This window comes from Croceicoccus sp. BE223, from assembly GCF_031457155.1.
Classification (GTDB): domain Bacteria; phylum Pseudomonadota; class Alphaproteobacteria; order Sphingomonadales; family Sphingomonadaceae; genus Croceicoccus.
Window position 1 is genome coordinate 61,775 of the sequence record NZ_JAVDWB010000005.1, and the last position, 21,214, is coordinate 82,988.

Sequence of the window (21,214 nt, forward strand, 5' to 3'; positions counted from 1 at the left end):
GACCCATGAAGAAAGGGGCGGCGTGCCGGACTGGCGCGCCGCCCCTTTTTCGGGACCCGAGGGTCCGGATCAGGTGAACGATCCGCCCTCGGCAACCAGCTTTTCAAGCAGGGCGGCAGGCTTGAGGCCCATCATCTTCAGACCCGCGACGATGCGCGGCAGACCGTGGATGTCGGCCCAGCACATCGGGCCACCCTGATAGGCGGGCCAGTTGTAGCCAAGGATCGCGGCCACATCGATGTCGCCGGCGCGAAGGGCGATGCCTTCCTCAAGTATCTTGGCGCCTTCGTTGACGACCGGGTAGAGCAGGCCAGCCAGCACGTGTTCGGCGGGAAGCTCGGCGCCGGCCTCGATCCCGCGCGCCTTGCGGACCTGCTCGACCACGTCGATCGCGGCGGGCGAGGGGGTGCCGCGGCGCTTTTCGTCATAATCGTAGAAACCGCCGTTCAGCTTCTGGCCGCGACGTTCCAGCTTGACCAGCTCGCCGGTGATCGTCGTCTGGCCCGGGAAGGTCACGACGTCGAGGCCGATGAGATCGAGCATCTGCAGCGGCCCCATGGCGAAGCCGTAGTCGCGCATCGTGGCGTCGATCACCTGCATCGGCGTGCCGCGCAGCAGCATCTCCATCGACGCGACCATGTAGGGGAACATCAGGCGGTTGGCGATGAAGCCGTCGCAGACGCGGGCCAGCACCGGCGTCTTGCCGATCTTGCCGGCCAGCTTCATGCCGGTGGCGATCACGCTGTCGCTGCTCTTCGCGCCGCGCACCACCTCGAGCAGGGGCATGACGTTGGCGGGCGAGAAGAAGTGCAGGCCCAGAACCATCTCCGGACGCGAGGTGAAGGTCGCGATGTGGTCGATGTCGAGGAAGCTCGTGTTCGAGGCGAGGATCGCGCCCGGCTTGCAGATCGTGTCGAGCCGGCTGAACACCTTCTCCTTGATCTCCATGCTCTCGAACACCGCCTCGATGACGAGGTCGCAATCGGCGAGATCGTTCATGTCGAGCGAGCCGGTGAGGAGACCCATCCGGGTCTCGACGTCCTCGGTGGTGAGGCGGCCTTTCTTCGCGGTGTTTTCGTAATTCTTGCGGATCACCGACAGGCCACGGTCGAGCGCTTCCTGCTTCACCTCTACGATCGTGACCGGAATGCCGATGTTGGCGAAGTTCATGGCGATGCCGCCGCCCATCGTGCCGGCGCCGATGACGCCGACGGTCTTCACGTCAATCAGCGGCGTGTCCTTGGCGATGTCGGGCACCTTGGCGGTTTCGCGCATTGCGAAGAAGACGTGGCGCAGCGCCATCGACTGGTCCGAGGTGAAGAGCTTGTTGAAGTTGGCTGCCTCGGCCTTCATCCCCTCGGCGAAGGGCAGGCTGACGGCGGACTGGACCGAGGCGAGGATTTCGCCCGGCGCGATCACGCCGCGGAATTCACGGCCGTGTTCGGCCTTGAACCGGTCGAACAGTTCGGTGTCCGCGCGGTCCTTCGCGATCACGTCTTCCTTCTCGGACACGCGGGGCAGCGGGCCGTCCTTGACCATCACGGCGGCGGCCATGGCCACGGCCTCGGCCATCAGGGCATCGTCGGCGACGACCTTGTCGACGAGACCCATCTGTTCGGCGAGCGCGGCCTTCACCGGCTTGCCCGTGATCATCATCTGCAGCGCGGCCTCGGCACCGACCAGCCGGGGCAGGCGCTGGGTGCCGCCGGCGCCGGGCAGGAGGCCGAGCTTCACTTCGGGCAAACCCATCTTCGCGCTCGCCCCGGCGATGCGGTAATGGCAGCCGAGCGCCAGTTCGAGCCCGCCGCCCAGCGCGGTGCCGAAGATCGCGGCCACGACCGGCTTGGCCAGCGCCTCGATCCGGTCGATCACGCCCGGCAGCCAGGGCTCGCGCATGCCGATGTCGAACTCGGCGATGTCGGCGCCGGCGGGGAAGGTGCGACCCTTGGCGGAAATCACCGCCGCCTTGATGTCGCTATCCGACGCGATGCGGTCAGCCGCCGCGGCCAGGCCTTGCCGGACCGAAAGGCCGAGGGCGTTGACGGGCGGATTGTCGATCAGGACAACGGCAATCCCGTTTTCGACCGACAGCGAGACGGTGTCGGAGAGCGCTTCGGACATCTAGGCGGTTCCTTTCCAGTATGGGCGGCCCCGTGTCATGCCTACCGGCAGGCGGGCATGAGAGGGCGAGAATCGCGGGGAGAGATGCCCGCAATGACCGGAAATGGCAATTCCGCAGGGGAACAGGTGCGTTTTACGATCCCTGCAGACAGAACGGGCAGTTCGCGGCGAAGTGACCCGGGCGAATTTCCTCGAGGATCGGCTGCTCGTGCTTCATCCGCTCGTCGTGCGGCACGGGGCTGCGCGGCCAGAAATTGCACCCTTCGGGCGGGTTGAGCGGCGAAGGCGGGTCGCCCTGCAGCACGATGCGATGGCGGGTGCGTTCGGCGCGCGGGTCCGGGGTCGGGATCGCGCTCATCAGCGCACGGGTGTAGATGTGCAGCGGATGATCGACGATCTCGCTCGCCTCTCCCAGTTCGAGGATGCGACCGAGGTACATCACCGCGATCCGGTCCGCGATGTAGCGCACAACCGACAGGTCGTGGCTGATGAAGATCATCGTCAGGCCCATTTCCCGCGTCAGCCGTTTCAGCAGGTTCAGGATCTGCGACTGGATCGACACGTCGAGCGCGGACACCGGCTCGTCGGCGATGATCAGTTTCGGCTCGGGCGCGAGTGCGCGGGCAATGGCGACGCGCTGGCGCTGTCCGCCCGAGAATTCGTGCGGATAGCGCTTCATCTGGTTCGGGTTGAGGCCCACCGTGCGCAGGAGTTCCGCGACGCGCCCGCGCAGCGCCGCACCCTTGAGGTCGGGGTGCCGCGTGCGGATCGCCTCGGCCAGCGTGGTCAGCACCGTCTGGCGCGGATTGAGCGAGGCGTAAGGGTCCTGGAAGATCATCTGGAAGTTGATCCGTTCGTGCCGGATCGCCTTCTCCGACAGGGCGGACAGTTCTTTGCCTTCGAGGAAGATGCGGCCCGACGTGGGCCGGATCAGCTGCATGATCGTGCGCGACAGGGTCGACTTGCCGCACCCGGATTCGCCGACGAGGCCTAGGATCTCGCCTTCTTTCACGGTGAGCGTCACGCCATCGACCGCCTTCACCACGCCCTTGCTTTCGCGCGTGAAGAAGTGGGTGCCGAGGTCGAAATGCGTGTGCACGTCGTCGAGAACGAGGAAATCGCGGCGCGGGTCGATCGGTACCGCCGGTTCGGTGTGGGGCGCCTCCGTGTGCGCGGTGTCGATTAAGCTCTCAGGCGTCTCGGGATTCATTGCGCCGCTCCCGCCGCTTCGGTCTCTTCGGGCACTTCGGTGCTCAGCACGCTCTCGATCGGGGCCGAACTATCGCAGAAGCGGCAGTCGGCGTAGCAGTGCCCGTTCTCGAGCTCGACAAGCTCGGGCCGCTCCCCCTCGGACAGGCCGGTCTTGGGATAAGGGCAGCGGGGATAGAAGGCGCAGCCGTGGATCGGCTTCGAGACATCTGGCGGCAGGCCGGGGATGGTGTAGAGGTTCTCGCCCTTGGTCTGAAGCGAGGGGATCGTCTTCTGCAGGGCGCGGGTATAGGGGTGCCGCGCGTTGTAGAAGACCTGCTCGGCGGTCCCGCTCTCCATCATCCGGCCGCCGTACATGACGTTCACCTTGTCGCAGGTTCCCGCCACGACGCCGAGATCGTGGGTGATCAGGATGACCGCGGTGCCGAGATCCTCCTGCCGCCGCTTGATGATGTCCATGATCTGCGCCTGCACCGTCACGTCGAGCGCGGTGGTCGGCTCGTCCGCGATCAGCAGGTCAGGTTCGGTGATCAGCGCCATCGCGATCATCACGCGCTGGCGCATGCCGCCCGAGAATTCGTGTGGATAGCTGTGGACGCGCTTCGAGGCTTCGGGAATGCCGACTTCCTCCAGCGCGGCGATGGCCCTGTTGACGGCGGTCTTGTGGTCGACGTCGTAGTGCAGGCGCAGCGCCTCGGTCAGCTGGGTGCTGATCTTGAGGTAGGGGTTGAGCGAGGTCATCGGGTCCTGGAAGATCATGCTGATCCTCTTGCCCCGCACCTTGCGCAATTCCGCTTCGTCCATCTGCAACAGGTCGCGCCCGTCGAACATCGCGGTGCCGCCGTCGATCCGGCCCGGCGGTTCGGGTATCAGCCGCATCAGCGAATAGCAGGTGACCGACTTGCCCGAACCGGACTCGCCGACGATGCCGAGCGTCTCGCCCTTGTCGACCGAGAACGACACGCCGTCGACCGCCCGCACCACGCCGTCGCGGGTGTAGAACGAGGTCTTGAGGTCTTTGACTTCAAGGAGGGGGCCAGTTGCAGTCATGGGGAATCAGTCCTTCGCGCTCTTGGGGTCGAGCGCGTCGCGCAGGCCATCGCCCAGGAAATTGAGGCAGAAGAGGGTGAGGGCGAAGAAGAAGGCCGGGAAGATCAGCAGCCAAGGATAGATCTCCATGTTCTGCTGCCCTTCGTTGATCAGCACGCCCCACGAGGCGTCGGGCGGCTGCACGCCCAGGCCGAGGAACGACAGGAACGCTTCCAGCAACATGACCGCGGGCACGGTCAGCGTCGCGATGACGATGACCGGGCCGAGCACGTTGGGGATGAGATGCCTGAGGATGATCCGCGTGTGGCTGTAGCCCAGCGACACCGCGGCCTCGACGAATTCCTGCTTCTTGAGCCCGAGCACGCCCGAGCGCACGATGCGGGCCATCGACAGCCACTCGACCGCGCCGATCGCGATGAACATCAGCCACATCGAACGCCCGAAGGCGACCATCAGCAGGATGACGAAGATGGTGAAGGGCAGGGCATAGAGCAGGTCGACGAAGCGCATCATCGTCGCGTCGACCTTGCCGCCGAGATAACCCGCCGTCGCACCGTAGACCACGCCGATCATCAAGGAGACGACGGTCGCGAGAAGGCCGACCATCAGCGAGATGCGCCCGCCCTCGAGCGTGCGGACGAGCAGGTCGCGGCCCAGCGTGTCGGTGCCGAACCAGTGTTCTGCCGACGGGGCGGTGGCGCCGAGGAACAGGTCCTGTGCCTGACTGTCGTAGGAACTGATCCACGGCCCGACAATGCAGGCAAGCGCGATCAGGACGAAGATCACCAGGCTCGCCACCGCCAGCCGGTTCTTGCGCAGCCGCGACCATGCGTCCTTCCACAGGGACGAGCCCTGGACCAGTTCCTCTTCGGCAATCTCGGAGGCGCTGCGGCGCGGCCGCGGCGCAGGTTCGCTGGCGAGGACGGCGGTTTCGGAATGATCAGTCATACTTCAGCCGTGGGTTGAGCGCGACCTGGGCGATGTCGACGAGGAGATTCATCAACACGATCAGCGCCGCGAAAAGGAGAGTGAGGCCCAGGATCAGGAAGTCGTCGCGGTTGAGCGCGCCCTTCACGAACCACTGGCCGAGGCCGGGAATCTGGAAGATCGTCTCGACCACGAACGAGCCGGAAATGATGCCCGCCAGCGCGGGGCCGAGGAAGGTGATGGCGGGGATCAGCCCGCCCTTCAGGCAGTGCTTCCACACGATCGTGCGTTCGGGCACGCCCTTGGCCCGGGCCGTGCGGACGAAATCCTGGTTCAGCATTTCGAGCATCCCGCCGCGCGTCAGCCGGGCGAAATAGGCCGCGTAATAAAGACCCAGCGTGGCAGCCGGCAGGATCACGAATTCCGGACCGAACCAGCCCGCGACCGGCAGCACCGCGAAGATCAGGCCGAAGACCAGCGCCAGCAGCGGACCCATCACGAAGGTCGGCAGGCAGATGCCGGCCATCGCCGCCGACATCGGCACGTAGTCGAGCCAGGTGTTCTTCTTCACAGCCGCCAGGATGCCCGCCGGAATGCCGATCAGCAGCGCGACGAGCAGCGAGATCGAGCCCAGCTTGAGCGAGACCGGGAAGCTTTCGGCGATGATCGCGGTCACCGTCCGGTTGGCATAGACCGCGCTTGGCCCGAAGTCGCCGCGCAGGACGATGTTGGACAGCGAGGTCAGGAACCGCTCGCCCACGGGTTTGTCGTAGCCGTAGAACTTCTCGATCTGGGCGAGGATCTCCGGGGCGATGGCGCGTTCGGTGCTGAACGGGCTGCCCGGCGTCGCCGCGACGAGAAAGAAGGTGACGGCGTAGATCCCGATCAGGACGAGGATGCCCTGAAGGAAGCGCTTGCCGATGAATTTCAGCATGATGTCGATCCCGTCGCGAAAGGGGTAACGGCGTTCACCGGGCGGTTGCCGCAGTCGGCGTGGCGGTGGGGGCAGGGCTCGGCACGGTTCCCGGCATCGGCGCGCCGCGCGGATCGAGCGTGGCCTGCGCCGGGGTCGGGGCGCCCTGCTCGTCGAAATAGAGGTATTTCACCGGGTGGTTGTCCAGCAGGGTGGGGTGCCACCCCTTCAGCCGCGGATCGCGCAGGTAGACGCGGGTGTAGAAGTAGAGCGGGATGATCGGCATCGCCTCCATCATGATGCCTTCCGCCTTGCGCAACATGGCGAAGCGGGTCGCCTCGTCCGGAGCACGCTGGGCCTGCTCGATCAGCGCGTCATAGCGCGGATCGCCCCAGCCGGTGTCGTTGTTGCCGTTGCCGGTGGTCATGATCGACAGGAAGGCCGCCGGATCGACATAGTCGCCGATCCACCCGGCGCGGGCCATGTCGTAGTTCAGCTTCTTGACGTTATCGAGGTAGACCTTCCACTCCTGGTTGTAGATGCCGATCTTCACGTTGAGGTTCTTCTGCCACATCGCCTGCAGCGCCTCGGCGATCTGGCGGTGGGTTTCCAGGGTGTTGATCAGGATCTCCGTCTTGGGAAAGCCCTTGCCGTCGGGATAGCCGGCCTCGGCCAGCAGACGCTTGGCTTCCGCGATGTCGGTCCTGGCGATGTCGCTCGGCGGATAGCCGGGGACGCCCGCGGGCACGAAGCCGGTGCCGGGAAGCTGACCGCCCTTTGTGACCTTTTCGACCAGCAGCTTGCGGTCGACCGCCAGGGCCAGCGCCTTGCGCACGCGGGGGTCGTCGAACGGTTTGCGGTTGACGTTCACCTTGTAATAGTAGTTGCCGAGATAGGGCTCGATCCGCAGATCGTCCGGCATCGTCTTCTGGAAGAACTGCACCTTCTGGTTCAGCACGTTGTTGGTGAGGTGCAGCCGGCCGCTGCGGTACATCACTTCCTCGGCCCCGGCGTTCTCGATCGGGAAGAAGCGGATGCCGTTCAGCCGGACGCGCGCCGCGTCCCAGTAATCGGGATTGCGAACGACCTCGATCTCCTGGTTCGTAACCCATTTCTTGATCATGAAGGGGCCGTTGCCGACGTAGTTTTCCGCCGTGGACCAACCGCTCTGCCGGTTGGCCATGCCGCCATGCTCTTCCACAGCGCGCGGGTTCACCGGGAACCACGAGTAGTGCTTGAGCATGTTCGGGTAGTAGGGCGTCGGTCCGACGAGGGTGACCTGCAACACGCGGGGGCCAAGCGCCTTGACGCCGACGGTGCGGAAATCCCTGGTCTCGCCCTTGTGGAACGCCTCGGCGCCTTTCAGCACGTAGAACATCTCGGCATATTCGTTGCCGAGTTCGGGCGTCAGCGCGCGCTGCCAGCTGTAGACGAAGTCGCTGGCCAGGACCGGGTCGCCGTTGCTCCACTTCGCGTCGCGGATATAGAACGTCCACACCGACTGGTCGGCATTATGCTCCCACCGTTCGGCCATGCCGGGTTCGGGAATCAGGTCGTTGGTCGGGTGGTAGGCGATCAGCCCCTCGATCAGCGAGGAAATGATGTGATTTTCCGGCACGCCGGTGACGAGGTGCGGGTCGAGCCCCTTGGGCTCTGTCCCGTTGCCCCACAGGAGAATGCCCTGCGCCGCGGCCACGTCGGTCGCCTTCTCCCGGTCGCCGCACGAGGCGAGGCCGAATCCGAGCAGCATGACGAGAAAGACGTGGCGAAGTAGTTTCATTTGCATCCTTCTTGGGTATGGGCTTTCGCCGGTTACCGCAAGCAGAGCTTGTCGTAACAACACCTGAACGGCGCAATTTCTCCCGGTTTTCCGCCAGAAAACCGTGACGCGTTGGTTACATGTGATTTTATTCGCCGTCGAAGGCCATCAGCGCGTGAACGCCCATCTCGGCTTCGCGCAATCGCTCCGCCCCGCCCAGTTCGGGAAGGTCGATGACGAACAGCGCCTGTTCGACCCGCGCGCCGCGCCCGCGCAGCAATTCCACCGCCGCCATCGCCGTGCCGCCGGTGGCGATGAGATCGTCGACCAGCACGACATTCGCGCCGGGGCCGCAGGCGTCGTCGTGCATTTCCAGCATGTCGGTGCCGTATTCCAGCGCGTATTCGATCGAGATGGTCGTGCCGGGCAGCTTGCCGCGCTTGCGCAGCATCAGCACGCCGCAACCCAGCTTGTAGGCGAGCGCCGAGGCGAAGACGAAGCCGCGCGCCTCGATCCCGGCGATGAGGTCCGGCCTGTCGCCGTCGAGCAGCGAAGCGAGCCGGTCGATCGCCGCGCCGAAGGCCTCGCCCTCCAGCATCAGGGTGGAGATGTCGCGGAACATGATGCCGGGCTTGGGATGATCGGGAATCGTCCGGACGAGGTCCTTCAAGTCGCCGTTCTGGTCGCCGTTGCTTGCCATGCGCTTCGTCATGCTCCCGTGCCCGGCGGCCGATATCGCGCGCCGGGTGCGACACTATGCAGTCGCGCGGCTGCGGGCAACCGGTCGTTCCGCGCCCGATGCCCGAAGGCCGGGCGAGGACGGAAAAGCGGTCGCTTGCCGACACGCTCGGCAACGGCTAAGGGCGGCGCTTTCCGAAATACCCTCACGCTCTTTCACAGGCTGAAGCACCATGAAGATCAGCGGCGTCGACATTCGCCCCGGCAACATCCTCGAATACGAAGGCGGCATCTGGAAGGTCGCCAAGATCCAGCATACCCAGCCCGGCAAGGGCGGCGCCTACATGCAGGTCGAGATGAAGAACCTGCAGGACGGCCGCAAGACCAACGTCCGCTTCCGCAGCGCCGACACGATCGAACGGGTGCGCCTCGACACCAAGGACTTCCAGTACCTCTACGCCGACGGCGACATGCTGGTGTTCATGGACAAGGACACCTACGACCAGATCACCCTGCCGGCCGACCTGCTGGGCGATGCCGCCGCGTTCCTCGAAGACGGCATGGAAGTGCTGCTCGAGCTGTGGGACGAAAAGCCGATCAGCGTGCAGCTTCCCGAGCAGGTCGAGGCGACGATCGTCGAGGCCGACGCCGTAGTGAAGGGGCAGACCGCCTCGTCCAGCTACAAGCCCGCCATCCTCGAAAACGGCGTGCGCGTCATGGTGCCCCCGCATATCGAGAGCGGCACCCGCATCGTCGTCGACGTCTACGAACGGACGTACGTGGGCAAGGCCTCCTGAGGCCCCCGGCGAAGGCATAGTCGAACATGGCCATCACCGGACTCATCCGCGTCATCGAGCGCGCAGCACGCAAGGCCGGGCAACGCCTGCGCCGCGATTTCGGCGAAGTCGCGCACCTGCAGGTCAGCCGCAAGGGCCCTTCCGACTTCGTGTCGAAGGCGGACCGCGCGGCTGAACGCACCTTGTGGGAAGAACTGCGGGCGGCGCGCCCCGGCTGGGGTTTCCTCCTGGAGGAATCGGGCGAGATCGAGGGCGAGGAGGGCAAGCCGCGCTTCATCATCGACCCGCTCGACGGCACCACCAACTTCCTGCACGGGTTGCCGCACTTCGCGATCTCGATCGCGGTGCAGGAACCGGCGCTCGACGGCAAGGGGCCGGACGGTTCGGGCTGGGGCGAGGTGACCCACGGGGTCGTCTACCAGCCGGTCACGGACGAGACGTTTTGGGCCGAAAAGAGCCGCGGCGCATGGCTGCACGATGCGCGCCTGCGCGTCTCGGCCCGCCGCGACCTGGCCGATTCGGTGATCGCCACCGGTGTTCCCTTCGCCGGCGCGGGCAATTTCGGGCAATGGGCGAAGATCGCGGGCGAGATCGCCCCGCGCGTCGCCGGCATCCGCCGCTTCGGTTCGGCCTCGCTCGACCTCGCGTGGGTGGCCGCGGGCCGGTACGAGGGATACTGGGAAGCCGGTCTGAAGCCGTGGGATACCGCTGCGGGCTGCCTCCTGGTGCGCGAAGCGGGCGGCTTCGTTTCCGACTGGCGCGGCCGCTCTTTGCAGATCTGCGACCAGACCGTGCTGGCCGGCAACGACGCCTTGCATTCGCGTCTGCACAAGCTGCTGGCAACGGCGCTCAAGGGCGACTGAGGCCGACGAAGCCCGTGCTTGCCGGGGCCGCATCGCCTCGCTAAGAGCGGCTTCCCGCGCACGGCGGGAACCGTGCCCCTGTGGCGGAATGGTAGACGCGAACGACTCAAAATCGTTTGTCTTCGGACGTGCCCGTTCGAGTCGGGCCAGGGGCACCACATGACCGCGATGCGCACACGATCCGGACGCATCCTGCCCGAAGCGGTTGCTTGCGCGGGATATTCGGCGGATAACCCTTCGCCTTGATGCCGGGCATTCCCCCCTACCACGCGCTGGCCGCGATGGTGCTGACGGTCGCGATGTTCGTGGCCTTCGCCCGCGGGCGCGTCGCGACCGAGATCGTCAGCCTCGCCACCATCGTCCTTATCGCGCTGGGCCTGTTCTTCTTTCCGATGGACGGCCAGCACCAGACCGACGGCTTGGCGCTCGCCTTCTCCGGCTTCGGCCACCCGGCGCTGATCACGATCTGCGCGCTGATGGTGATGGGGCGCGGCCTCGTCGTCACCGGTGCGCTCGAACCGGCGACGCGGGTGTTGGCGCGCGTCTGGCAGTTCAACACTTCGCTCGGCATGCTGGTCTCGCTGTTGCTGGCGATGGCGTTGTCGACGATGGTCAACGACACCCCGGTGCTGGTCCTGCTGCTGCCGGTCTTCGTCGGGTTGGCCGAAAAGGGCGCGATGGCAGCGTCGAAGACGCTGATCCCGATCAACGCCGCGGTCCTCATCGGCGGCATGGCGACCACTATCGGCACTTCGACCAATCTTCTCGTCGTTTCCATCGCCGCGGATCTGGGCATGGAGCCGATGCACGTCTTCGACTTCACGCCGATCGTCGCCTTTGCCGCGCTGGTGGCGCTGCCGTACCTCTGGCTGGTCATGCCGCGCCTGTTGCCCGACAACGGTCAGTCCTTCACCCGCGACCGGCGCCTGTTCGCCGCCACCATGCGGGTCGATGACGACAGCGAACTGATCGGCGTGACACCGCGCGACCTCCAATCGCGCCTGCCCGAGGGGTTCGCCTTCGAGGATTCGCTGGATCAGCCGATCACCGCCAATTCGCGAGTCGCCGTGCGCGGCACGCACAAGGCTCTGGAAGAAGCGATGCGCAGCCTCAAGGCGCGGATCGCCCCGGCCTGGGTCATCGAGCGGTTGTCCGCCGCGGCGCGCAACAAGGGCAGCGACGTCGTCGTGGTCGAAATGGCGGTGACGGCGGAATCGCGGCTCGTCGGGCTGACCATCCCGGCATCGGGCGTGGCCGGACAGTTCGGCGTGGCCGTCCTCGGCATCCACCAGCACCATCGCGGCGACGATCGCGGGCGCCACGAATATGCCGAGCTGGAGCTGAAGGCCGGCGACGTCCTCCTCGTCATGGGGCCGCTCGCGGAGATCGAGCTTTTTGCGCAGAGCGACAATCTGCTGCTGCTCGAAGGTGTGGTCGAATTGCCTCGCCGTTCGAAGGCGGTGATGGCGGCCGCGATCATGTTCGGATCGGTCGGCACCGCGAGCGTCGGGCTTTGGCCCATCGCGATTTCGGCCATGGCCGGTGCGATCGCGATGTTCGTCACCGGTTGCGTCAGGTTCGAACGGGTTGGCAACGCCTTGTCGGCCAACGTCATCGTGCTGGTTGCCGCCAGCATCGCGGTGGGTCGCCTGATCCTGGAAACGGGCGCGGCGGAATGGCTGGGGCTGCTGCTGTCGTCGGGCCTGCAGTATCTGCCCCCGGCGATGATCGTCGCGGCGGTGATGCTGTTCGTGACCCTGCTGACCAATTTCGCGTCCAACGCGGCGGCGGCCACGGTCGGCACGCCGATCGCGTTCAAGATCGCGCAGACGCTCGGCCTGCCGGTCGAACCGCTGGTGCTGGCGGTGCTGTTCGGTTGCAACCTGTGCTACGCGACACCGATCGCCTATCAGACCAACATGCTGATCATGGAAGAGGGGCAGTACAGGTTCGCCGATTACCTGCGCACCGGCTTGCCCCTTGTCGTGCTCATGGCGACAACGCTCTCGATCGCGCTCATCTACGTCTACATGTAGCCGCAACGCCGCGCGCTAACGGGGACGGCCGATGCGATAGCCGATCGCCGGTTCGCTGAGCAGATAGCGCGGCATGTCCGGCTCCGGCTCGATCCGGCGGCGCAGACGGTTGATGGCGACGCGAAGATGCTGCCGATCGTCGTAGCGCCCCTGCCAGACGGCGGCGAGCAGCGCCTCGTGCTTGACGAAACCGCCCTTGGCTGCGAGCAGGACCTGAAACAAGGCTGTCTCGCGCTCGGAAACGGGATGAACCGTGTCATCGACGGTCACTTGCCCGCGCTCGATGTCCAGTTCCAGCAAAGCGGGGAGGGCGCTTCCCGTAACCAGGAATTCGATCCGGGCGCTAAGCTGCTCGGGATCGATGGGGCCGCTTTGCAGGAACTCCGTCGTACCCAAAGCCAGCGCTGCCCTGCGCTGCACGGTCTGGGCACTGGTCGCGATCGAGAGGACCGATGCGCCTTCGTGCCGGGCCGAGAGGATGCGATCGGCAGAATCGGGCAGGGCAAGGCTCACGAAAGCCAACGCGGGAAGCGTGTTGCACCGCAGCGACTCGAAGGCGGTCGGCAAGCCCGCCTGCATCAGGGCCTCCCGGTCGTCTTGGCTGCAATCGAGGAGCCAACGCGGGGGCGGAACGGCAGGCGCAATCATCTTGCGGCCAGTGGGGGATCGAAGCACGTTTTGCAACGCCGGAACCGAAGCGCTGTTGCGGCATTGTCACAACCGGGTCGCATCGGGAAAACGTTCACTCGGGGCTATTGACACCCCTGTCAGGTTGGGGCTGTCTGCGCCGCAGAACTTACGGGAAAGCCTTCAATGATCATGACGAACGTGAACGCTACCATCGATGCGCGCAGCGATAACGACGTGGCCACCGGCGATATCGCCGCCTGGCTCGACACCGTTTCCAAGCAGGACACCAGCACCGTCGGCGCATTCCGGAAGACGCTGGACAGCCTGCTCGAGGGCTGAGCCGGACTTCAAGATTTCCTGGATCGAGCGCCGAAGTGCCCCGGTCGTGCGACCGGCGGAACCTTGGACCGACCGCATCGTTTGAAGGCAAACGGTTCAGGAGATTTCCATGACTGAAGAGCGTATCATCGAAACGCGGACGCCGTCTGGCGACACGCACACCCACACCGAGATCATCCGAGACGCCCCGGCCGAACGCCGTGGCGGGGCCGGCTGGGCGATCTTCGCGGTCTTGATCGTCGCCCTGATCGTCGGCGCCATCTTCCTGAGGAACAACAATTCGTCGGAAGTCGCCAAGGATAACGCCGTCGCGGACGCGGCGAACAGCGTTGGCGATGCGGCGCAGAGCATCGGCGACGCCGCCGACAAGGCTGCGGACAAGATCGCGGAATAATTCCGATGGCGGCAGCCCGACGGGGCAGCCGCATCGCGATCAGAGCCCCGGCGCCAGCGATGGTTGCCGGGGTTCGCTTTTACGGGGCATTTACCATGCGGCGGCTAGGCTGTCCGCCATGGCCCGCACCCGTCATCATGCTGTCGCCCGCCGGGCGTCGTCATCCCGGCCCTGGCGGCTCCGCCGTTCACGCCTCCGGGGGCGATGATGCTGGCCCGGTTATCGACGGTCAGCCTCGCCGCGGCGGCGCTTGCATGCCTTCTCGCAGCCGTTGCCATCTGGCGCGGCTCGCGTGCCGGTGAACACCGCGCGCTGGTGATTGCCGCGCTCGGCGCAAGCGCCGTGCATCTCCTTGCCTCCTCGCCTCATGCCGTCGACGTTCGCGCGCTCTGGCTGGTTACGGCCCTGCGCAACCTTGCATGGCTGTTGGTGCTTCGCGCCCAGTTCGCGGTCGATGGCCGCCACGCCAGCTTGCGGCCGGTTCGCCCGGTGATTGCGGCGCTGGCCCTTGCCGAACTGTTGCAAGTGCCGCTGGTGGTGCTGTCCGACATGTTCACCATGCCGGGCGCCTTCCTCTTGATCGAGCGGGTGTCGAACATCTTCCATTTGCTCTTCGTGGTCGGCATGCTGGTGCTGGTGCACAACCTCTATATCGGGGCCGGGGCCCAGCAACGTCTGCGGCTCGGCGCGATGGCCGGCGCGCTCGTCGTCGCTTGGGGCTACGAACTCAACGTGTTCGCCATCCAGTACCTGTCGGGCAGATTGCCCGACGCCGTCGTCCTGGGCCGCGCGATGGCATGGACGGTCGTGGCCACGCTCGTCTGGATGGATGCCCGGCGCAAGCCGGTGCCGCGCTTTGCGCCATCGCGTACGGTCGCGTTCCAGAGCCTCTCGCTGCTGGTGATCGCGCTTTATCTCTTCGCACTTTTCGCAGTGGACGGCGCGCTGGCGCACAGCGACGCGGGTCTGGGCGCTCTTTCGCGCTTCGGCGCGGTCGTCATGGCTGTCTTCGTCGGAGCTTTGCTGGCATCGAGCGGATTTCGGGCCTGGCTGCGCGAGGCGGTGGCCCGCAACTTCTTCCGCCACCGCTACGACTATCGGGCCGAATGGCTGCGCCTGTCGGGCACCATCGCCGGCAGCGGCCCGGACGAACCATCGACGCTGGAGCAGCGGGCGGTGCAGTCGCTGGCCGATATCGTCGACAGTCCGTCGGGCCTGCTGCTGACGCCGTCGGAGGATGGTGAAATGAGCCTGTCGGCACGCTGGAACTGGGAGCTAGAGGTGCCGGCAGCGCCGTTTCCGGCTCCGGCGCTCGCCCTGTTCGCCGACGATCGCAGCGTCGTCGCGCTTGATGGCCTGCGCGACAGGCCCGGGTTGCATCGCCAGATCGTGCCGGGATGGCTGCTTGGCGATCGCAGCGTCTGGGCGATGGTCCCGCTGCAGGTCGCAGACCGCATCACCGGGGTCGTCGTGCTGGCCCGCCCGGTCTATGCCCGCCGGCTCGACTGGGAAGACTTCGACATGATGCGCATCGTCGGCCAGCAACTTGCCGCGCATCTGGCGGAAAATGCCGCGCAGAAGCAATTGCTCGACGCCGCGCGTTTCGACGAGTTCAACCGGCGCATGGCGTTCGTCATGCACGACATCAAGAACCTCGCCAGCCAGCTGGGGCTACTGGTCTCAAACGCGGAGCGGCATATAGAGAAGCCTGCCTTTCGCGCCGACATGCTGGTCACTCTGCGCAGCGCGACAGATCGGATGGAAACCCTGCTCGGTCGCCTGTCCAACTATCGCGGTTCCGCACAAGCCATCGGTGGCCGCGCGATGGAACCCTTGCGCCCCGCCGACGTGGTGGCCAAGGCTCTTTCGCTCGAGATCGCCTCGGGCCTCGTGATCGTCCACGATGGCGGCACCGCGCCGCTTCTCGGCGATGGCGAAGCGCTCGACCGGGTAATCCGCCATCTCGCGCGCAACGCGATCGAGGCCAGCGCGCCGGGCCGTACGGTCGAGATCCGTTTTCCCTCCACCGATCGGCTCGCGGCCATCGCGGTCGAGGATTTCGGTTGCGGCATGAGCCCCGAATTCGTCCGATCGAACCTGTTCAAGCCCTTCGTCTCCACCAAGGCGGACGGGTTCGGCATCGGCGCGTTCGAGGCGAGAGAGCTGATCCGCGCGATGGGCGGCCGGCTCGAAGTGGATTCGCGGGTAGGGCACGGTTCGCGCTTCACCATCTGGCTGCCTCGCGCAGAGGCGGCCACAGGCAATGACAGAAAGGTGGCATGATGGCCAGGCTGGCGAAAGGTGACGGCGGGACAGGAGCGCTGCCGAAGCTGCTGGTGGTGGAGGACGATCCCGGGCTGCAAACGCAGTTGAAATGGGCCTGGGACGATTTCGACGTGACCGTGGTGGGTGACCGCGATGCCGCCATCGCGGCGCTTCGTTCGTGCCAGCCCGACGTCGTGACACTCGATCTCGGCCTGCCGCCCGATCCCGACGGGACGAGCGAGGGTTTCGCCCTGCTCGACGCGATCATGGCGTTGAAGCCCGATACCAAGGTCATCATCGCCAGCGGCCACGGCGCACACGAATCCGCGCTGCAGGCGATCGAACGGGGCGCCTACGACTTCTATGCCAAGCCGGTGAAGATCGAGGAGCTGGCCCTGATCGTGCGCCGCGCCCTGAATCTTACCGCCATCGAACGCGAGAACCGCGCGCTGGCCGCGAAGACCGGCGAGGAAAGCCGGGTGCTGGGCACGATCATCACGTCCGCGCCCGAAATGATGCGCGTCGCCCGCACTATCGAGCGGGTCGCCGCCGCCGATGTCTCGGTGATGCTCAACGGGGCGAGCGGGACGGGCAAGGAACTGCTGGCCCGCGGGATCCACGATGCCAGCCCGCGCCGGGGCGGAGCTTTCGTGGCGATCAACTGCGCCGCGATCCCCGAACACCTGCTGGAAAGCGAGCTTTTCGGCCACGAGAAGGGCAGCTTCACCGGTGCCACCAGCACGCGCGAGGGCAAGATCGAGCTGGCGCAAGGCGGCACCCTGTTCCTCGACGAACTGGGCGACATTCCGCTCTCGCTCCAGGCCAAGCTCCTGCGCTTTTTGCAGGAACGCACGCTCGAGCGGATCGGCGGTCGCAGGCACATCGCCATCGACACCCGGATCGTCTGCGCCACGCACCGCGACCTGCCGGCGATGATCGCAGAGGGGACCTTTCGCGAGGATCTCTACTACCGGTTGGCCGAGATCGTCGTGACCATCCCGACGCTGGCCGAACGACCGGGCGATGCGCCGCTGCTGGCGCGCCATTTCCTGCATCGCTTCGCGGCCGAGATGAATTCGAAGGTCACCGGATTTTCCGCAGAGGCGCTCGCCGCCATCGATGCGTGGCACTGGCCGGGCAACGTGCGCGAGCTGGAAAACCGGGTAAAGCGCGCGGTCATCATGGCCGACGGCAAGCTGGTGAGCGCCGAGGATCTCGATCTTGCCGATCCGGACGAGGACCTCGCCAATGCGCTAAACCTCAAGGCCGCGCGCGAGCAGGCCGATCGCCGCATGATCCGCCATGCGCTGGCGCGTAGCGACGGCAACATCAGCTCGACGGCGCGGATGCTGGGTATCAGCCGCCCGACGCTTTACGACCTGCTGAAGCAGTACGACCTCTCGGCCTGATCACTCGGCGATCTGCAGTTCCTCGGCGATCGCGTGGTCCGGGTGACGCTTCTTGAACCGGATCGACCAGAGCAGCGAGAGGCCGATCAGGATCGCGCCGATCAGGCCGGTCACCGTTTCGGGAATATGGAACCGCGACGACAGCAGCATGATCGCGCCGAGCACGATGATCGCCCAGAATGCGCCGTGCTCGAGATAGCGATATTGTGCCAGCGTGCCCTTTTCGACGAGGTGGATCGTCATCGAGCGTACGAACAGAGCCCCGATCGACAAGCCGAGGGCGATGACGATCATGTTGTTCGACAGGGCGAAGGCACCGATCACGCCGTCGAAGCTGAAGCTCGCGTCGAGGATGTTGAGATAGAGAAACCCGCCCAGCCCGCTCCGCACCGCGGCCCCGGCAAGGCGCTGCTTTTCTTCGTGCAGTTCGAGCAGGGTGCTCACCCCTTCGACCGCGATGAAGGTGACGAGGCCGAGGATGCCGGCGACGAGGAAGGTCAGCGCCTCCGCATCGTCGAGCATCAGCGAGATGCCCCACAAGCTGAGCAACAGCAGCGCGATTTCGGCCGCAGGAAGAGCGGAAAAGCGGCCCAGGAACCGCTCGACCGCGCCGATCCAGTGGATGTCCTTCTCGCCGTCGAAGAAGAACTTGAGGCCCACCATAGCCAGGAAGGCGCCGCCGAAACCGGCGATGCCGACGTGCGCGCTCGACACGATGCGTTCGTATTCGGCGGGGTCGTTGAGCGACAGGTTCACCGCCTCTACCGGGCCAAGGCCTGCCGCGATCGCGACGATGGCGAGGGGGAAGACGATCCGCATGCCGAACACCGCAAAGAGGATGCCCCAGGTCAGGAACCGCTTCTGCCAGACACGGCTCATGTCCTTCAGCACCGAGGCGTTGACCACCGCGTTGTCGAAGCTGAGCGAGATTTCGAGGACCGAGAGCACGACGATGATCCACAGCAGTTGCGCCGTCCCGCCAAGGGTGCCCGTGCTCGCCATGCCGTACCATGCGCCGAGCCCTAGGCAGATCAGGGTGAAGACGAGTGAAAAGCCGTAAAATCGCTTCAGCGTTTCCATGCAGATGTCCGAATTCTAAATTGAGTTGGGCCCGTAGCCGCAGCCGGGTCGGGCGGGAAGGGGCTACTTGGCGGGGTAGACCTGATCCGCTGTCGGGAAACTGCGCGAACGCACGTCGGCGGAATAAGTTTCCGCGGTCTGCGAGATGACCTGCGCGATGTCGTTGTAGCGTTTCACGAAGCGCGGCACGCGTTCGAACATGCCGAGCATGTCTTCCGTCACCAGAACCTGCCCGTCGCACTGCGCCGATGCGCCGATGCCGATGGTGGGAACCGCAACCGCCCCGGTCAACGCGATGGCGATGTCCTCGACCACGCCCTCGATCACCAGCGCAAACGCACCGGCTTCAGCCACGGCCTTGCCGTCGGCGATGATCTTGGCCTCTTCCGCCTCGCTCCGCCCGCGCGCCATGTAGCCGCCCAGCGCGTTCACCGCCTGCGGGGTCAGGCCAACGTGGCCCATCACCGGGATGCCGCGCGCGGAAAGGAACGCGACCGTTTCGGCCATGGCCACGCCGCCTTCGAGCTTCACCGCGGCCGCGCCGGTTTCGGCCATGATCCGGCTGGCACTGGCAAAGGCCTGCTGCGGGCTCGCCTCGTAAGACCCGAACGGCATGTCGACGACGACGAGCGAATGATAGGAGCCGCGCACCACGGCCGCGCCATGCGCGATCATCATGTCGAGCGTGACCGGCAGCGTGGAGGGCAGGCCGTAGATCACCTGGCCCAGCGAATCGCCGACGAGCAGCATGTCGCAATGCGGATCGAGCAATTGCGCCTGCCTTGCGGTGTAGGCGGTCAGCATCACCAGCGGCTCCGCCGTGACGCCGTCGACCTTGCGCTGCTTGATGCGCGGCACCGTCAGCCGCTTCATCGGCGCGGGGGTGGGATTGGCGCGACTAGTCGCGGTGTCGAGCTGGAAAGTGGTGGACATGGCGCGCTTGTAGGTTTCCGGTGAACAACGGGCAAGCGGCGAGGCGATTGCGCTTGCACTGGTTTCAATTGAAGCTAGCTTCGCGCCAGGATTCCGGCCCGGACCGCGCTTGCCTGCTTGTCAGCGCGGCTCGCCTTCAGCCGGACAGGGATATCAGGGAGGACCAATGTTTGGTCGTGTAAAACCGCTCGACGCCATTCTGGCGACGGCACAGAAGAAATCGCTGCATCGATCGCTCGGCTGGTTCCAGCTGACACTCTTCGGCATCGGCTGCGTCATCGGCACGGGCATCTTCGTGCTGACCGCCGCCGGCGCGCAGAAGGCGGGGCCGGGCCTCATGCTGGCCTTCGCCATCGCCGGCGCGGTCTGCATCGTGGCCGCGCTCTGCTACGCGGAAATCGCCGCGATGATCCCGGTGGCAGGGTCGGCCTATACCTACAGTTACGCGACGATGGGCGAATTCCTCGCCTGGACGGTCGGCTGGGCGCTGATCATGGAATACGCGATCGCCGCCGCCGCGGTTTCGGTGGGCTGGTCGGGCTATTTCTCGGGCACGTTCCTCAACGAATTGATGGGGGTGCAGCTGCCACCCTGGCTCGCGGCGGGTCCGCTCGCGCTGGGCGGGGCACCGGGGGGGCTGATCAATCTTCCCGCGCTGGTCATCGCGCTGCTGGTCACCGGCCTGCTTATCGTAGGGACGAGCGAGAGCGCGAAGTTCAACGCCATCCTCGTCGCAGTGAAGGTCACCGCGCTGACGGCCTTCGTCGTGCTCACGCTGGGTAGTGCCGAATTCGATCCGGCGCGGTTCAACCCGTTCCTTCCTGCCGGCGTGTTCGGCGGTTTCGGCACCGGCGTCGGCGCGGTCGGCGCGGCGGCGACGATCTTCTTCGCCTATGTCGGCTTCGACGCGGTCTCGACCGCTGCGGAAGAGACCAAGAACCCGCAGCGCAACGTGCCCATCGGTCTCGTCGGGTCGCTGCTGTTCTGTACCGTGTTCTACATCCTTGTCGCCGCGGGCGCGATCGGCACCATCGGCGGCCAGCCGATCATGGGGCCCGATGGCGTTCCCTTCCCGGCGGGGTCGGAAGAACTGGCCCGCCAGTGCGCCATGCCGCAACATGCCGACGCCCTTGTCTGTTCGAACGAGGCGCTGGCCCATGTGCTGCGTGTCATCGGTTTCTCTGGCATCGGCAACATGCTCGGCATCGCCGCGTTCCTGGCGTTGCCGTCGGTCATCCTCGTGCTGATCTTCGGCCAGACGCGCATCTTCTTCGTGATGGCGCGCGACGGCCTTCTGCCCGAAAGGCTGAGCGCCGTGCATCCGAAGTACAAGACCCCGCACGTCGTCACCGCCATCACCGGCATCGTCGTCGCCATCGGCGCGGCGTTCTTCCCGGTGGGCCAGCTGGCCGACATCTCGAACGCCGGCACGCTCTATGCGTTCATGATGGTGGCCATCGCGGTCATGGTGCTGCGCCGCCGCGATCCTTCGCGCCAGCGCGCGTTCAAGGTGCCGGCGGTGTGGATCGTCGCGCCGCTGACGATCGCGGGCTGCCTGTTCCTGTTCTTCAACCTGCCGGTCGGGGCCATGCTGTTCCTGCCGGTATGGGCGGCGATCGGGATGGTGATCTACTTCGCCTACAGCCGGGGGGCCAGCCACCTGGGCCGCGGCATCGTGGAAGTCGTCGACGACGTGGCGGGAGAGGAAACGCAGGTCCCGATTCATCCGCCGAAGGCATGATCGGACGCTGCAGAGGCAAATAAAAAAGGACCGCTCCCAATCGGGGGCGGCCCTTTTCGTTTCGGGGTAA

The 21,214-nt window shown here is 65.8% G+C and carries 18 protein-coding genes and 1 tRNA gene; 9 read left to right on the top strand and 10 right to left on the bottom strand.

Translation table 11 applies throughout. The annotated features are described in order from the left end of the window. Nucleotides 1-69 precede the first annotated feature (69 nt). From J2X37_RS11245 to J2X37_RS11275, 7 genes are all read right to left on the bottom strand, one after another. Nucleotides 70-2,121, bottom strand: coding sequence for a 3-hydroxyacyl-CoA dehydrogenase NAD-binding domain-containing protein (locus J2X37_RS11245; protein ID WP_310021224.1), 2,052 nt, complete (start codon nucleotides 2,119-2,121; stop codon nucleotides 70-72). 133 nt (nucleotides 2,122-2,254) lie between these two features. Further along, nucleotides 2,255-3,331 carry an oligopeptide/dipeptide ABC transporter ATP-binding protein gene (locus J2X37_RS11250; protein ID WP_310021226.1) on the bottom strand — a complete coding sequence of 359 codons (1,077 nt, stop codon included), beginning with the start codon at nucleotides 3,329-3,331 and terminating at the stop codon, nucleotides 2,255-2,257. Then, entirely contained in the window at nucleotides 3,328-4,380 is a 1,053-nt protein-coding gene (locus tag J2X37_RS11255; RefSeq protein WP_310021228.1) for an ABC transporter ATP-binding protein, read from the bottom strand. Before J2X37_RS11255 ends, J2X37_RS11250 begins: the two co-directional genes overlap by 4 nt. Nucleotides 4,381-4,386: 6 nt before the next feature. Next, nucleotides 4,387-5,328 (bottom strand): ABC transporter permease subunit, encoded by a 942-nt coding sequence (locus tag J2X37_RS11260; protein WP_310021230.1) that lies wholly within the window; start codon nucleotides 5,326-5,328, stop codon nucleotides 4,387-4,389. Then, nucleotides 5,321-6,241: an ABC transporter permease subunit gene (locus J2X37_RS11265; RefSeq protein WP_310021232.1), complete on the bottom strand. Its 921-nt coding sequence runs from the start codon at nucleotides 6,239-6,241 to the stop codon at nucleotides 5,321-5,323. Before J2X37_RS11265 ends, J2X37_RS11260 begins: the two co-directional genes overlap by 8 nt. Nucleotides 6,242-6,275: 34 nt before the next feature. Continuing rightward, a complete protein-coding gene (locus tag J2X37_RS11270) occupies nucleotides 6,276-8,000 on the bottom strand; it encodes a peptide ABC transporter substrate-binding protein (RefSeq protein WP_310021235.1) in 1,725 nt (574 codons plus the stop codon). A gap of 127 nt (nucleotides 8,001-8,127) precedes the next feature. Then, entirely contained in the window at nucleotides 8,128-8,691 is a 564-nt protein-coding gene (locus J2X37_RS11275; RefSeq protein ID WP_310021238.1) for an adenine phosphoribosyltransferase, read from the bottom strand. A 199-nt stretch (nucleotides 8,692-8,890) separates the two neighbouring features. Between J2X37_RS11275 and efp the strand changes: the two genes are divergently transcribed. From efp to J2X37_RS11295, 4 genes are all read left to right on the top strand, one after another. Further along, nucleotides 8,891-9,454, top strand: coding sequence for an elongation factor P (gene efp / locus J2X37_RS11280; protein ID WP_310021240.1), 564 nt, complete (start codon nucleotides 8,891-8,893; stop codon nucleotides 9,452-9,454). Nucleotides 9,455-9,480: 26 nt separating this feature from the next. Beyond that, nucleotides 9,481-10,317: an inositol monophosphatase family protein gene (locus tag J2X37_RS11285; protein ID WP_310021243.1), complete on the top strand. Its 837-nt coding sequence runs from the start codon at nucleotides 9,481-9,483 to the stop codon at nucleotides 10,315-10,317. Nucleotides 10,318-10,391: 74 nt separating this feature from the next. Next, nucleotides 10,392-10,475 (top strand) — tRNA-Leu (locus J2X37_RS11290). Nucleotides 10,476-10,562: 87 nt separating this feature from the next. Further along, nucleotides 10,563-12,353, top strand: coding sequence for an SLC13 family permease (locus J2X37_RS11295; protein WP_310021245.1), 1,791 nt, complete (start codon nucleotides 10,563-10,565; stop codon nucleotides 12,351-12,353). Nucleotides 12,354-12,368: 15 nt separating this feature from the next. Here J2X37_RS11295 and J2X37_RS11300 read toward each other — a convergent pair whose 3' ends face one another. After that, a complete protein-coding gene (locus J2X37_RS11300) occupies nucleotides 12,369-13,001 on the bottom strand; it encodes a winged helix-turn-helix domain-containing protein (RefSeq protein ID WP_310021247.1) in 633 nt (210 codons plus the stop codon). Nucleotides 13,002-13,166: 165 nt separating this feature from the next. Here J2X37_RS11300 and J2X37_RS11305 point away from each other — a divergent pair, with 165 nt between their 5' ends. The 4 genes from J2X37_RS11305 (at nucleotide 13,167) to prsR (ending at nucleotide 17,390) form a co-directional block, all read left to right on the top strand. Continuing rightward, entirely contained in the window at nucleotides 13,167-13,322 is a 156-nt protein-coding gene (locus J2X37_RS11305; protein ID WP_310021248.1) for a hypothetical protein, read from the top strand. A 109-nt stretch (nucleotides 13,323-13,431) separates the two neighbouring features. After that, the gene (locus J2X37_RS11310) at nucleotides 13,432-13,716 is read left to right on the top strand and encodes a hypothetical protein (protein ID WP_310021250.1); all 285 of its coding nucleotides are present in this window, start codon (nucleotides 13,432-13,434) and stop codon (nucleotides 13,714-13,716) included. A gap of 207 nt (nucleotides 13,717-13,923) precedes the next feature. Next, a complete protein-coding gene (prsK, locus tag J2X37_RS11315) occupies nucleotides 13,924-15,999 on the top strand; it encodes an XrtA/PEP-CTERM system histidine kinase PrsK (RefSeq protein WP_310021253.1) in 2,076 nt (691 codons plus the stop codon). Next, the gene (gene prsR / locus J2X37_RS11320) at nucleotides 15,999-17,390 is read left to right on the top strand and encodes a PEP-CTERM-box response regulator transcription factor (RefSeq protein ID WP_310021255.1); all 1,392 of its coding nucleotides are present in this window, start codon (nucleotides 15,999-16,001) and stop codon (nucleotides 17,388-17,390) included. The genes prsK and prsR overlap by 1 nt, the downstream gene beginning before the upstream one ends. On the opposite strand, the gene J2X37_RS11325 is transcribed toward prsR, so the two are convergent. Continuing rightward, nucleotides 17,391-18,470 carry a DUF475 domain-containing protein gene (locus J2X37_RS11325; protein WP_310021257.1) on the bottom strand — a complete coding sequence of 360 codons (1,080 nt, stop codon included), beginning with the start codon at nucleotides 18,468-18,470 and terminating at the stop codon, nucleotides 17,391-17,393. It abuts the gene before it with no gap. 63 nt (nucleotides 18,471-18,533) lie between these two features. Beyond that, the gene (panB, locus tag J2X37_RS11330) at nucleotides 18,534-19,403 is read right to left on the bottom strand and encodes a 3-methyl-2-oxobutanoate hydroxymethyltransferase (protein ID WP_310021259.1); all 870 of its coding nucleotides are present in this window, start codon (nucleotides 19,401-19,403) and stop codon (nucleotides 18,534-18,536) included. 166 nt (nucleotides 19,404-19,569) lie between these two features. Between panB and J2X37_RS11335 the strand changes: the two genes are divergently transcribed. Continuing rightward, a complete protein-coding gene (locus J2X37_RS11335) occupies nucleotides 19,570-21,144 on the top strand; it encodes an amino acid permease (RefSeq protein WP_310021262.1) in 1,575 nt (524 codons plus the stop codon). The last annotated feature ends 70 nt before the right edge of the window (nucleotides 21,145-21,214 follow it).

Bases quoted from the DNA above. Each gene is read 5' to 3' on its own strand.
- J2X37_RS11245 (WP_310021224.1), bottom strand. From the start codon at position 2,121: ATGTCCGAAGCGCTCTCCGACACCGTCTCGCTGTCGGTCGAAAACGGG.
- J2X37_RS11250 (WP_310021226.1), bottom strand. From the start codon at position 3,331: ATGAATCCCGAGACGCCTGAGAGCTTAATCGACACCGCGCACACGGAG.
- J2X37_RS11255 (WP_310021228.1), bottom strand. From the start codon at position 4,380: ATGACTGCAACTGGCCCCCTCCTTGAAGTCAAAGACCTCAAGACCTCG.
- J2X37_RS11260 (WP_310021230.1), bottom strand. From the start codon at position 5,328: ATGACTGATCATTCCGAAACCGCCGTCCTCGCCAGCGAACCTGCGCCG.
- J2X37_RS11265 (WP_310021232.1), bottom strand. From the start codon at position 6,241: ATGCTGAAATTCATCGGCAAGCGCTTCCTTCAGGGCATCCTCGTCCTG.
- J2X37_RS11270 (WP_310021235.1), bottom strand. From the start codon at position 8,000: ATGAAACTACTTCGCCACGTCTTTCTCGTCATGCTGCTCGGATTCGGC.
- J2X37_RS11275 (WP_310021238.1), bottom strand. From the start codon at position 8,691: ATGACGAAGCGCATGGCAAGCAACGGCGACCAGAACGGCGACTTGAAG.
- efp (WP_310021240.1), top strand. From the start codon at position 8,891: ATGAAGATCAGCGGCGTCGACATTCGCCCCGGCAACATCCTCGAATAC.
- J2X37_RS11285 (WP_310021243.1), top strand. From the start codon at position 9,481: ATGGCCATCACCGGACTCATCCGCGTCATCGAGCGCGCAGCACGCAAG.
- J2X37_RS11295 (WP_310021245.1), top strand. From the start codon at position 10,563: ATGCCGGGCATTCCCCCCTACCACGCGCTGGCCGCGATGGTGCTGACG.
- J2X37_RS11300 (WP_310021247.1), bottom strand. From the start codon at position 13,001: ATGATTGCGCCTGCCGTTCCGCCCCCGCGTTGGCTCCTCGATTGCAGC.
- J2X37_RS11305 (WP_310021248.1), top strand. From the start codon at position 13,167: ATGATCATGACGAACGTGAACGCTACCATCGATGCGCGCAGCGATAAC.
- J2X37_RS11310 (WP_310021250.1), top strand. From the start codon at position 13,432: ATGACTGAAGAGCGTATCATCGAAACGCGGACGCCGTCTGGCGACACG.
- prsK (WP_310021253.1), top strand. From the start codon at position 13,924: ATGCTGGCCCGGTTATCGACGGTCAGCCTCGCCGCGGCGGCGCTTGCA.
- prsR (WP_310021255.1), top strand. From the start codon at position 15,999: ATGGCCAGGCTGGCGAAAGGTGACGGCGGGACAGGAGCGCTGCCGAAG.
- J2X37_RS11325 (WP_310021257.1), bottom strand. From the start codon at position 18,470: ATGGAAACGCTGAAGCGATTTTACGGCTTTTCACTCGTCTTCACCCTG.
- panB (WP_310021259.1), bottom strand. From the start codon at position 19,403: ATGTCCACCACTTTCCAGCTCGACACCGCGACTAGTCGCGCCAATCCC.
- J2X37_RS11335 (WP_310021262.1), top strand. From the start codon at position 19,570: ATGTTTGGTCGTGTAAAACCGCTCGACGCCATTCTGGCGACGGCACAG.